Annotated in this window: 7 protein-coding genes; 5 read left to right on the top strand and 2 right to left on the bottom strand. The window is 37.2% G+C overall.

All coding sequences use genetic code 11. From position 1 onward, the window contains the following. The first annotated feature begins 5 nt into the window (after positions 1 to 5). From ABID46_RS09785 to ABID46_RS09765, 5 genes are all read left to right on the top strand, one after another. Positions 6 to 764, top strand: coding sequence for a hypothetical protein (locus ABID46_RS09785; RefSeq protein ID WP_354509561.1), 759 nt, complete (start codon positions 6 to 8; stop codon positions 762 to 764). Positions 765 to 1,038: 274 nt separating this feature from the next. Continuing rightward, positions 1,039 to 1,572 carry a TPM domain-containing protein gene (locus tag ABID46_RS09780; RefSeq protein WP_354509559.1) on the top strand — a complete coding sequence of 178 codons (534 nt, stop codon included), beginning with the start codon at positions 1,039 to 1,041 and terminating at the stop codon, positions 1,570 to 1,572. Positions 1,573 to 1,620: 48 nt separating this feature from the next. Beyond that, positions 1,621 to 2,868, top strand: a complete 1,248-nt coding sequence (locus tag ABID46_RS09775) for an MFS transporter (protein WP_354509557.1) — start codon at positions 1,621 to 1,623, stop codon at positions 2,866 to 2,868. Between the two features lie 583 nt (positions 2,869 to 3,451). After that, positions 3,452 to 4,348 (top strand): 1,4-dihydroxy-2-naphthoate octaprenyltransferase, encoded by an 897-nt coding sequence (gene menA, locus ABID46_RS09770; RefSeq protein WP_354509555.1) that lies wholly within the window; start codon positions 3,452 to 3,454, stop codon positions 4,346 to 4,348. A gap of 10 nt (positions 4,349 to 4,358) precedes the next feature. Then, positions 4,359 to 5,039, top strand: coding sequence for a metal-dependent hydrolase (locus tag ABID46_RS09765; RefSeq protein WP_354509553.1), 681 nt, complete (start codon positions 4,359 to 4,361; stop codon positions 5,037 to 5,039). Positions 5,040 to 5,157: 118 nt separating this feature from the next. Here the strand turns inward: ABID46_RS09765 and ABID46_RS09760 are convergent, their stop codons facing one another. Continuing rightward, positions 5,158 to 7,686 (bottom strand): GEVED domain-containing protein, encoded by a 2,529-nt coding sequence (locus tag ABID46_RS09760; RefSeq protein WP_354509551.1) that lies wholly within the window; start codon positions 7,684 to 7,686, stop codon positions 5,158 to 5,160. Positions 7,687 to 7,920: 234 nt separating this feature from the next. Then, positions 7,921 to 12,432: a T9SS type A sorting domain-containing protein gene (locus ABID46_RS09755; protein WP_354509549.1), complete on the bottom strand. Its 4,512-nt coding sequence runs from the start codon at positions 12,430 to 12,432 to the stop codon at positions 7,921 to 7,923. Between the last annotated feature and the right edge of the window lie 352 nt (positions 12,433 to 12,784).

Here is a 12,784-nt window from a genome sequence, read left to right as displayed (position 1 = left end):
TGGTGATGGAAATAGGAAAAGCTGGACCACCGTATTTATTTAGATATCGTTCTAATAATTTAGATCGATTAATCTCTGAGATAACTGAAAGCTATATTTATTTTCCTAATAATGAACAATTAAACGATCCTTATGATGCAAATTATAAGATGCTAAAATTTTCGGAAGATGAAAATGAACTTCAAAAATTATTTTATTTACTTTTTTTAGAAGCAGATAATGAATCTAAATCTTTCATTCAAAGAAAATTTGAAAATAAACCCAAAGATTTATTGGAACTTTTAAAAAAAATGGCTCCACATTTCATAGCAAAATATGGTATAGCTTGTTTTACACTATCTCCAATAAATATAATGACTTGGGCGATGTATTCTTCTAATCATGAAGGTGTGTGTATTCAGTATAACATGCAATATGATGAAGTCTTTTTTAATGATATTAGACCAATAGATTACGTTGAACGTTTTACTTATGTCGATTTCGCACCTGCTACCAAACCTTTAGATTTTCTTGAAATATTTTATAAGAAACTTAAATTATGGGAAAATGAGTATGAATTGCGCCTATTAAAAGAAACATCTGGCAGACATTACTTAAATCCAGAAAGCATCCGAAGTATTGCTTTTGGATTGAGATGTAAAGAGCTTTTCAAAAATGAAGTTATATCTAGCGTCCATAAAGTTCATCCGCATATTAAATTTTATGATACAAAAATTTTAGAGGATACTTATGGTTTAGAGTTTAGAGAATGGATATCTAAATAGAATTTGAAAAATTGATAATAAAAAACTAATCTACAATACAAATAATCATTTTAAACGATTAATCAACTTTCAAAAAGAAAATTTCTTGCATTATTGAATCAATTTTAGGAATTTAGGGAAACCTAAAAACCTACCCCCACTCAGGCACCGAAGTCGAAGTGAAGTCGCTTACTAAAAATGAATGGTCACTGAGCGGAGTCGAAGTGCCATTCATTATTGATTCCCCTTCAAAAGAAACTTTCATTATTCTCCCAAATTTCCCTTTACTTTGACTATGATGCGTTTTGTACTAATTATTTCGTTCCAAATTATCTTAATTTTTTGCTTAGTCGGGTGCTCCAATTCAACTCCCACAAATGCAATTCAAATTGTTTATTCGATTGCCAATGCTGAACAAATTCTACCGAAACAAGTCGGATTTGTCAATGATTATTCTTTCGTATTCACTCCAGAAGAAAGAGAAATTTTAGAAAATCAATTGAAAAATTATTCCAATGAAACAACCAATCAAATTGCCATTTTAACTATTGACAATATCGATCCTTATACCGATATTATGCATTACACGACCGATTTAGGGAATTATTGGGGAATTGGTTTAGCTGAAAAAGATAATGGACTTCTCATTGTCATGCGTACAGAAGATAGACAGATTCGAATTTCATCGGGGAAAGGAACACAAAAAATATTGACGGATGAAATTTTAAAAGAAACCATTGATTCCATCATCATACCTAAATTCAAAGAAGAAAAATTTTACGAGGGAATCCAAGATGGAATAAATGATTTGATTAAAAAATGGAACTAAGATATCCTTCGAAATAGGTACATTCGCTTCTTAATTTCAACAACTCCCATGAGCCAGCAAGAGAATATCCCGTCGGTTTGGAAAAACAAAGAATTCATTTCTTTTATCTTTCTACGCTTTTCGTTGATCTTTGCCTTGTTCATCCAGAGTACATCCGTTGCCTTTGAAATCTTCCGACTCACCAAAAAAGAATTATTCTTGGGACTCATCGGGCTATTTGAATTCGCCCCCATCTTATTCACCGCATTTTACGCCGGACAATTGGTCGATAAACTCGACAAACGAAAGGTCATCATACGCTGCATCGCTAGTTTTATGCTGTCCTCTTTCGTCTTATTGATTGTCAATTTTCCAAGCATACGTGAGCAAATCGGAATTACAAGTTACCTCGTCGCCTCCTATTTTGCCTTTTTCATACTAGGTATTACACGCGCCTTTAGTGGACCAGCCGTTTTTTCCTTATTAGCAGTGGTCGTACGAAAAGAAAACTACGAAAAAGCAATTCCCTTGAGTTCCTCTGCATTTATGATTGGATCCGTTTTGGGACCTTTGGCAGGTGGTTTACTCATTGCGGGATTTGGAATCGAAACCGCACTAGCAACCGCTTTTGTGTTTATGTGTGTATCGATGATTATGATTTTACGCATCGCACCAAAACCCGCGATCGAAGAAGATCAGTCCGACGAAACACCCCTTCAACGCATCAAAGAAGGATTTAAATTCATCCTGGCAACGCCCATTATTCTCGCGGTTTTGAGTCTAGATATGTTTGCAGTCTTTTTTGGCGGAGCCGAATCTCTTCTTCCTGCCGTAACCGAAAAATTATTAAAAGCAGGTCCCGTAGAATTCGGATGGTTACGCTCTGCACATGGAATTGGATCGTTGATCATGTTGTTTTTCTTGTCCTCACTCCCACTTTTAAAATCCAAAGTCGGTCCGAAACTCTTGTACAGCGTTGGTTTGTTTGGGGTGTGCATCATTGTGTTTGGCCTATCGCGAAATGTCTATTTGTCTTTTTTCATCTTGATGCTGGCCGGAGCTTTTGATGCGGTTTCCATGATCATTCGTCAAAGCATTTTACAATACAAAACACCCGAACATTTAAAAGGTCGGGTGTCGTCTGTGAATAGTGTTTTTGTCAGTTCTTCCAACGAATTGGGTGCTCTTGAAAGCGGATTGGCCGCAACCTTTTTAGGATTGGTTCCCGCCATTTTATTTGGAGGATCCATGACGATTTTGACTGTGATCATTATTGCGATTTGCTTCCGTCAAGTTCGGAAAGTCACGTTGGAATAATTTTAGATTTCAGATTTACGAATTCAGATTTACGATTTGAGATTTCAGATTTTTGATCTTAGAAGTTTGATTTTAGGGAAACAATCTAACTTGCTTTCAAAGTGCAAGTCTTTTTAAGGTTAACGAAATAAAAGTCTTAATACTTCATACTTGATACCTACTACCTGATACGTATTCAACTTTACCGCAGAGAAACGCAAAGAAATCACAAAGTTTCGCAGAGGATGTTAGATTTCAGATGTAAGGCTTGAATTTAGGGAAACAATCGAACTTTCTTTCAAAACGAAAGTCATTCTATGGTTAACGAAATAAAAGTCTTGATACTTGACACCTACTACCTGATACGTATTCAACTTTACCGCAGAGAAACGCAAAGAAATCGCAAAGTTTCGCAGAGGATGTTAGATTTCAGATGTAAGGCTTGAATTTAGGGAAACAATCGAACTTTCTTTCAAAACGAAAGTCATTATATGGTTAACGAAATAAAAGTCTTAATACTTGATACCTGCTACTTGATACGTATTAGAAATTTGTTTAATGACTGTCTATTTTCTATTTTCTAATTAAAGTATCTTTGCGACATATGAAAAAATGGATTGCAGCAGCTCGATTGCGTACTTTGCCTTTGTCAATTAGTGGAATTATTTTGGGGTCTTTGATTGCCTTAAGTCAAGGTCATTGGGATTGGATTATTTTCGGATTGGCTTTTTTGACGACTTTGTTTCTGCAAGTTTTGTCCAATTATGCCAATGACTATGGAGACGGAGTCAAAGGAACAGATGCCGTACGAGTTGGCGAAAAAAGAGCGGTAGCTTCGGGTGAAATCACTGCCGATCAAATGAAAAATGCAGTCATTTTGTTTAGCGTCCTTTCGGCAGTTACAGCCATTGCTTTAGTGGTCTATTCCTTTGGAATCGAAAACCTAAAATGGATCTTACTGTTTCTATTTTTAACTATTGCTTGTGTTTGGGCAGCGATTCGGTATACAGTTGGGAAAAATGCTTACGGATATGCCGGTTTGGGTGATTTATTTGTCTTTATTTTCTTCGGAATTGTATCGGTTTGGGGAAGTTACACCTTGTACCAACATGCCGAAATTGACCCTCTAATTTTTCTACCAGCCATTGCCATTGGCGCTTTGAGTTCAGCCGTTTTAAATTTGAACAATATGCGCGATATCGAAACCGATGGATTGACGGGGAAAAATACACTACCTCTTCGCATGGGATTTGAAAACGCCAAAAAATATCAGATTTTCTTATTGCTTATTCCATTCGTTTTAAACACCTTATATATTTTGAATTTGAAAGAATTCAACTGGTATTACTTAAGTTTCTGGGTGCTTATCATCCCGATTATTAAATTGATCCAAACTATTCTCCACACAAAAGAACCTCGAAAATTGGATTCGGAATTGAAAAAGGTGGCTTTGTTAACCTTAGCATTTTCCTTAATTTTAGGCATTAGTATCAACTTTTAAAAATAAAATCATGAACATAACCTATTTAGGACACGCAAGTTTACATATTGAAGCAAATGGAAAATACTTAGTGGTTGATCCATTTATCAGTGCCAATCCACTGGCTTCCAACATTCAATTGGACGAATTAAAAGCAGACTATATTCTCTTGACGCATGCGCATCAAGACCATGTGTTGGATGTAGAATCGATTGCAGAACACACCGGCGCAACCATCATTTGCAATGCGGAAATGTCCTATTACTACGATGCAAAAGGTTTGAAAACCATTGGAATGAACACTGGTGGAAAAATTGAAGTTGATGGAATTAAGGTAAAATCTACGATTGCGTTTCATACTAGTTCGTTTGCCGATGACACCTATGGAGGAAATCCCAATGGATATGTAATCGAATGTTGTGACAAGAAATTCTACATTGCGGGTGATACAGCCTTGACCCAAGAAATGAAATTGATTCCAGAAACAATCGGGAAATTGGAATTGGCCATTTTACCAATTGGTGATCATTTCACGATGGGTATTGAGGATGCAATTTTCGCTTCAGATTTTGTTCAGTGCAACAAAGTCTTGGGATATCACTATGACACCTTCCCTCCTATCAAAATTGACCATGAAAAAGCAAAAGAAGCTTTTCAATCCAAAGGAAAGGAATTGATTTTATTGGAAATCGGTTCTTCACTTTCGATCTAATTATAAACGATAGTAAACAAGAAAGACTTCAATTCATTTTGAAGTCTTTTTTTATACCTAAAAAAAAAGCCCCGATTTCTCGGGGCTTGGTATTTCTAAAAATTATAGGATTTAATCCTTACTTTTTAATCACTTTAAAAGTTTCCACTTGGCCTCCTTCCAATGATACGCGGAATACGTAAGTACCAGAAGTCAATGCCGAAACATTAACTTGACCGTTCATTACTTTTCCGTTTGCCATTACTGACTGACCTGCCAAGTTGAATACTTCTACTTTCTCAATTCCTTTCGCTGTCGTGATGTTCAATACATCGTTCACTGGGTTTGGATAATAAGAGAATTTCGCGCCTGAAAGATCATTCAATCCTAATGTAGCACATTCTCCGTCGATAATTAGATCTCCTTCAACATTTGCTCCAGACTGAGCTACAAAAACTGCCCAAGTTGAACCTCCATCAGCCGATTGCCAAGTTGGTAAAGTAGTGGTGTACACATAATCTGAAGATACCCAATACACTGGATTTCCAGCAGCAGTTGGCATACCTGAAATACCTACCCAATATTTTTTATCATCTGTTACTGTTGCAGGGAAAGTGATTGAAGTTGGTAAAGTGATATCCACTGCATATACCGGATAACCCGTTGAACCAAATGTTCCATTTTCAATAATTGAAGTTGGAGTTATACCTGTAAGAGTTTCTCCAAATTGAGTTTCAACACCTGTTTCACCTTCAAAGAATTTCAAATCAAAGGTTGTTGGTTCTCCTCCTAAGGTTACAACGTTGATCGTGAATTTCTCTACTTCAAATTGTGTATTCATCAATACATTGAAATCATTGGCTGCCATATAATTGTCAGTTCCATTGTTGACAAAACCTACTCCATTGGTAGCCACTCCTTCATGTACTGGTGCACATGGATCATATACTGGAGGATCTGAACAAGTAATATTTAATTCATAATTTCCAGTAGATGAGCTCCATCCTTCTACCATAATGTAGTAAGTTGAAGTACCGTCTGACATAAAGTTAACTTCTGACTGAACTCCACATGAATCATCGTTGTAAGCAACTTCAGTTCCTAAACCACAATCCGTAAATACGCGGATTGCTGTATCATAAGTAGAATTACATAATGACAATGTAACCATTTGAGCGCTTCCTGTTCCTGTAAATTTATAGAATACATCACCTGCAGCATTTCCACCTGAATTGGTTGCAAACGTTGTTGCACCTGTTACTGTGTCACCACATGATACTGCAATTGCGTCTTCGCAATCATCATTTACTGGAGGAGGTAAGATTTCTCCACATTGAACAAATCTAGATCTTGATACATTTTCAAACTCACAATCTGCGTTATTATGTAAAATGAATCGTACAGTTTCTGAATTGACAGCCGTCCAAGTTACAGAACCTGTACCTGCAGCGTAAGCAATTGTACCATCTGGATTTGCTATCGTAATGAAATCGGTTGTAATTGAGCTAGAGAAAATATATTCTGTTCCAGCTGATACTGTAATATTTGAATATTCACCTGTCCAACCTGCTGAAGTTACCAATTCAGGAGCCCCTGAACATGCTGGAGTCAACGATCCCCAAGATCCATTTGGCGTATCTAAACATCCTTCCACCGGCTCTTCATCTCCTTCCACGTTGATGGTGTAGTCTTCAGCTTGGCCAAAGCCAGCACCTAAACATGGATTTAAGAAATTGGTTGTTCCAAATATTTTCTTTACTCTCATACGAGTATTACCAGGTACTGCATCTTCTGGAACTACAATATTTCCAGTAGCTTGTTGTCCATCCGTTCCATTTGAATTGACAATGGTTCCAATCTCATATACCTCACCTGCATCATCTAAAATTCCATTTTGATTCCAGTCAATGAAAACAACGAAACGATTGGTGAAATTTCCATTAGTATTACCTTCTAAAGCAATTGGATAGGTTTCACCAGGAATCATTTCTCCTACAACATCTAAGAAAAATTCATGTGCTGGTGTTGTTCCGCCCACAACAGCAGAACTCTCTTGTGAGATATTTGACACAATAACTTTGGAAATAGGCTCTACAGTACTAGTAAATGCAAGAGGACCACAATATTCAACTGAACCATCATCAGAATCAACGATCACGTCATCTAAATATACAGCGGCTCCGTCAGAACCAACATATGCGAAAGCAATTTTCACGTTTGCTTCACCATCATAATCAGAAATATCTATCGTAACTGCATTTGCAGCCCAATTGGTGAAAACACCTAATTCACTTTCGTCCCAGATGTCTGTCCAAGTAGTTCCATTGTCTGGTGAAATCTTTACGATAAAATCATAATTATCCTCAGGGTCAACACCCCAATAATAACTCATTCCCATCTTAAATCTCAGTCTCGTATTTTCACTAGTTGTAAGATTTAGTGTTGGGGTAATCAACAACTCATTTTGTAAACCAAGTGCAGCGTCATAATCAACAGCGGCTACATTACCAGTAAATCCTGTGCCTCCAGGTTGAATTCCCCAGGTTTCATTCGCATTGGTCTGTTGAACAGTCCAAGTAGCAGGTATGCCTGACTCAAAATGTTCTTCCAAAATTTGCCCAAAACCGAGAATTGGTATGAGCAACATAGAAAATAAATGTTTTTTCATAAAAAATTAAATTAGGTTAATAATTTTGGCGTGACTACACACATTATAATCATCACTTCGGTACGAAAGTTAGAAAATGTTTATAACTAAAAAAAAGATTTAAATATTTAAAAAAATAAAATTGCATATAAATATATTAGACAATTATATATATGTTTAAATGACTTAGGATTTAAGGAAAATTAAAAAGCCCCGATTTCTCGGGGCTATTACTATTTATGAAAGTCTAGGAGCTTAACTCCCTTTTTTAATGACTTTAAAGGTTTCTACTTGACCTCCTTCTAATGTCACTCGGAATACATAAGTACCTGCCGTCAATGCCGAAACATTTACTTGACCGTTTGTTACTTTTCCGTTTACCATTACAGATTGACCTGCTAGGTTGAATACTTCTACTTTCTCAATTCCTTTGTAAGTTGTAATGTTCAATACATCGTTCACCGGATTTGGATAGTAAGCAAATTTCGCTCCTGACATATCTGACAAGCCTAATGTTGCACATTCACCATCGATGAATAAATCTCCTTCTACATTCATACCTGTTGAAGATGTAAAGAGTGCCCAAGTTGCACCACCGTTTGCAGATTGCCATGTTGGCAAGGTATCGGTTTGTACATAATCAGAAGATACCCAATAAACTGACTGACCAGACACAGATGGCATTCCAGATATTGCAATCCAATATTTCTTATCTGAAGTTGTTGTTGCTGGGAAAATCACTGTGTTTGGCAACGTAAATTCTACACTGTACACTGGATAAATTCCTGCAAAGGTTCCATTTGGAGTGATGCTAGATGGAGTCAAACTTGTTAAAGTTTCTCCAAATTGTGCTCCTACACCTGTTTCTCCTTCATAGAAAGAAATATCAAATGTTGTTGGCTCACCGTCCAATGTAACCACGTTGATCGTAAATTTCTCTACTTCGAATTGAGTATTGGCCAATACGTTGAAGTCATTTGCGGCAACATAATGATCAGTTCCATTGTTGACAAATCCTACTCCGTTGGTTGCAACTCCTTCATGTACAGGCGCACATGGATCGTAAGGTGGCGGAGGTACAATCTCACCACATTGAACAAATTTAGATCTTGAGTTGCTATCATACTCACAATCTGAATTGTTATGCATGATGAAACGAATAGTTTCAGATGAAGTTGCTGTCCAAGTTAATGGAGTAACTCCAGCAGCATACGCAACTGTTCCTGAACTGTTTGCAATTGTAATAAAGTCTGTATTAACTGAACTTGAGAAGATGTATTCTGTTCCTGCAGTAACGGTTACACTAGAGTATTCGCCCGTATACGCAATTGAAGTTATCAATTCTGGAGCTCCTGTACAAGCTGGAGTCAAAGATCCCCATGAACCATTTGGCGTGTCTAAACATGGTTCCTCTGTAGCTACATCATTACAATCTCCTTCAACATAGAATACAGAACGATAATTGTCTACATCAAGTACCCAAGATGCTCCAGATGTATTACTCAAAGCTACAACAGACCCACTTGTTCCAGAAGTTGTCGTAACCCAATAGGTTGCGTTCGGTGTTGTAACATTTAACCAATAAGTTCCTTCTCCTAAAGTTATTGGAGTTGCTAGGGCAAATTCAACACGATGTGCTGTGAATCCGAATGCTTCTCCATACTCAACATTTGTCGTTGGTGTTAAAGTTACATTTTCAATCTCAGTACCAGGGAAGCCAGATGCATCTTCATGAATTCTCACTGTTGCTGAAGTTACTCCAGTCAATGACAAGAAACTCATGGTTATTTGACGCAACGTAAATTCAGTTCCTGGATCAACCGTGAAATCATCTGCTACACGGAAAATATCTGATTCTAAAATTCCATATCCATTCTCAAGCGCACTAATTTCTCCATCTCCTTGGAAGCAATCATAGTCTGGATCATCAAATACAAATGGTTCTCCACACTTAACAAATTTCGATCTTGAAACATTTCCATAGTCACAATCTGAGTTGTAATGCATGATGAATCGGATAGTTTCATTTGAAGTCGCTGTCCAAGTTACTGGAGTTACCCCAGCAGCATAGGCTACGGTTCCCGCATTGTTTGCAATTGTGATAAAGTCAGTATTAACTGAACTTGAGAAGATATATTCTGTACCTGCCGTAACAGTAATAGAAGAGTATTCTCCAGTCCAAGCAGCAGAAGTTACCAATTCTGGCGAACCTGTACACGCTGGTGTCAATGAACCCCAAGATCCGTTTGGTGTATCCAAACAAGGTTCCTCTGGCTCAACAGTTGTACAATCTCCTTCTACATAGAATACAGAACGATAATTTTCTACATCAAGTACCCAAGTTGCTCCCGAAGTATTACTCAATGCCACTACAGACCCACTTGTTCCAGAAGTTGTAACAACCCAATAGGTTGCGTTCGGTGTCGTAACATTTAACCAATAGGTTCCTTCTCCTAAGGTAATTGGAGTTGCTAGGGCAAATTCAACACGATGTGCTGTGAATCCGAATGCTTCTCCATACTCAACATTTGTCGTTGGTGTTAAAGTTACATTTTCAATCTCAGTACCAGGGAAGCCAGATGCATCTTCATGAATTCTCACTGTTGCTGAAGTTACTCCAGTCAATGACAAGAAACTCATGGTTATTTGACGCAACGTAAATTCAGTTCCTGGATCAACCGTGAAATCATCTGCTACACGGAAAATATCTGTCGCCAAGATTCCATATCCATTTTCAAGTGCAGAAATATCTCCGTCTCCTTGGAAGCAGTCATAGTCTGGATCATCAAATACAAATGGTTCTCCACATTGAACAAATTTAGATCTTGAAACATTTCCATAATCACAATCTGAATTGTTGTGCATAATGAATCGGATAGTTTCATTTGAAGTCGCTGTCCAAGTTACTGGAGTTACCCCAGCAGCATAGGCTACGGTTCCCGCATTGTTTGCAATTGTAATAAAGTCTGTATTAACTGAACTTGAGAAGATGTATTCTGTTCCTGCAGTAACGGTTACACTAGAGTATTCGCCCGTATACGCAATTGAAGTTATCAATTCTGGAGCTCCTGTACAAGCTGGAGTTAACGATCCCCAAGAACCATTTGGCGTTGTCAAACATCCTGGGTTAAGTATTTCATCTGCATCAATGACAACATTGTCTACCACTACTCCATATCCCCATTCGTTTAAACCTTCAAATGCAATGAAGTATTCATCTGCTAAATCTGATTCTGGTAAATCAAATGTAGCCAAAGTCCAAGCGTTAACGTTGGTTGTAAATTCAGCTCCTGGAATCAAAGTCCACGCTCCAGCTGCTGAAGTTTTATAATATACTCTTAATTCATTTTGATCACCTATCCATTCTTGGTTACCATAATAGAAGCTAAGACTAGCATTTTCAAAATTTGAAAAAACAAATTTAGGTGAAACCAATTTAGTGATGTCTTGATTCGAATTGGCTTGTTGAAAACGAGCATTCAAACCAGATCCACCATAAGCTGTAGTGATAGCCCCACCTGCTGCTCCTGCTGCATACGTCCAATCACTTGTGCCAGAAACATGCTCATTTGTCCAACATTGTCTAGATGGACTTGATTGTTCAAATGTTTCTGTAAATGGATACGAAGTAATGGTGTCCATCGTACACGGAGTTGGAGGTGCTGGAGTACAGGTTACGTATCTAGTCACACTATTTGTTGAAAAATCACAAGCTGAGCTTAAATGATGGAAAAACTTAATCGTTCCAGTCATTGTGGCCGTCCAGTTTACGGTTCCTGTACCAGCAGCTAAAATCACATTATCACTATTCGTAATGGTTATAAAATGAGCCGGATTATTCACTCTAAAATTATATTGGTTTCCTTCCGTTACATTTACAACCGAAATCTCACCTGTATATCCAGCAGTTGTAATTGTTTGTTCAGTTCCTGCACAAGCGGGTGTAAAAGTACCTGTAGGCCATTGTCCATTAGGATTATTTGTACATCCATCCAAAATTTCCACTCCATTTACTTCAAAAGGAAGTCCTTGTGGTCCCACATCTTCAAGGTTTGTCCATAAAGCAGTTGCTGGATCATACTGTTTTGCATTTCCAGTAGTCGACATTCCCCAAATTGCAATAGGCGGAGCCCAAGGGCCAGAGCTTAGCGTGCCTCCAGTTTGCCAATCCAACCAATACGTACCTGGTTCTAAGGTTAAACCCGGTGTATTAACAGTTGTAATCATAATTGGCCTAGAAGTATCGTTCAATGAAGTATCCAATACACGATAAACTCCCGTCCAAGTTGAAGACGAAAAGGCATTTGTGGTTTGACTTCCCCAAACAATGGAACTTCCAGACTCTCCCGGAACACCATTCCAAATAGCCAAACTAAGGAAATTGATTGTGGAAGTTGTAGATGATCCAGTTTGATAGGAATAAAATTGAAAACTGTCAACGGATACTGGATTGGCTACAACCCAATCATCTGCTACACGAAATCCAGAGGATTGAGCATGACCAGATCCATAAGTAGTCATTAATAAATCAGTACCCTGTAACACACTTTTATTAGGTGTTCCAGGTTGATTGTAAAAAGGCCCATTACTATACAATGTTCCTTCATCGATGTTATTCACACCGTATTCGGGTTCGCCAATAAAAATGGTATTGTTAAATATGGTTTCTCGTGATTGATTAGTCACAATCTGAGCCATACTACTTACCATAAAAAGAAAGGAACAGCAAAACAAAATTGCCATCCTCAAAAGTAAACTGTTTCTCATATGTTAATGTTTTAATAGTTCATACAAGGTAGACAGTTTCTGGTAATTAAACAATAGATTTCAATTTTTAAACCCTAAAAATCAGCACTTAATACAATTAAATATTTGAAAAATTTAAAGCATTTCCACTACTAGAGCAGATTTAAGAAATTTTTGACTTACTGATTTTAATTATAATTTATATCAATTCTAAATAAAATACATATATAACTCATTCATAATTACTTTTGGATATAATAATGACTAATTTTCACAAAAAAAGAGGCTGTCTCAAAAGACAGTCTCTTTTTTATGCTTAATATTTTTTTTTTTGCTTCTTGGATATTAAAATTTCATTTTTCTAGCTTAAAAA

The sequence above is a fragment of the Moheibacter stercoris genome (genome assembly GCF_040545805.1).
Lineage (GTDB): Bacteria > Bacteroidota > Bacteroidia > Flavobacteriales > Weeksellaceae > Moheibacter > Moheibacter stercoris.
The sequence above is the reverse complement of the archived record's forward strand: the minus strand, read 5'-3'. Positions and strand labels throughout refer to the sequence as shown.

Bases quoted from the DNA above. Each gene is read 5' to 3' on its own strand.
- ABID46_RS09785 (WP_354509561.1), top strand. From the start codon at position 6: ATGGAAATAGGAAAAGCTGGACCACCGTATTTATTTAGATATCGTTCT.
- ABID46_RS09780 (WP_354509559.1), top strand. From the start codon at position 1,039: ATGATGCGTTTTGTACTAATTATTTCGTTCCAAATTATCTTAATTTTT.
- ABID46_RS09775 (WP_354509557.1), top strand. From the start codon at position 1,621: ATGAGCCAGCAAGAGAATATCCCGTCGGTTTGGAAAAACAAAGAATTC.
- menA (WP_354509555.1), top strand. From the start codon at position 3,452: ATGAAAAAATGGATTGCAGCAGCTCGATTGCGTACTTTGCCTTTGTCA.
- ABID46_RS09765 (WP_354509553.1), top strand. From the start codon at position 4,359: ATGAACATAACCTATTTAGGACACGCAAGTTTACATATTGAAGCAAAT.
- ABID46_RS09760 (WP_354509551.1), bottom strand. From the start codon at position 7,686: ATGAAAAAACATTTATTTTCTATGTTGCTCATACCAATTCTCGGTTTT.
- ABID46_RS09755 (WP_354509549.1), bottom strand. From the start codon at position 12,432: ATGAGAAACAGTTTACTTTTGAGGATGGCAATTTTGTTTTGCTGTTCC.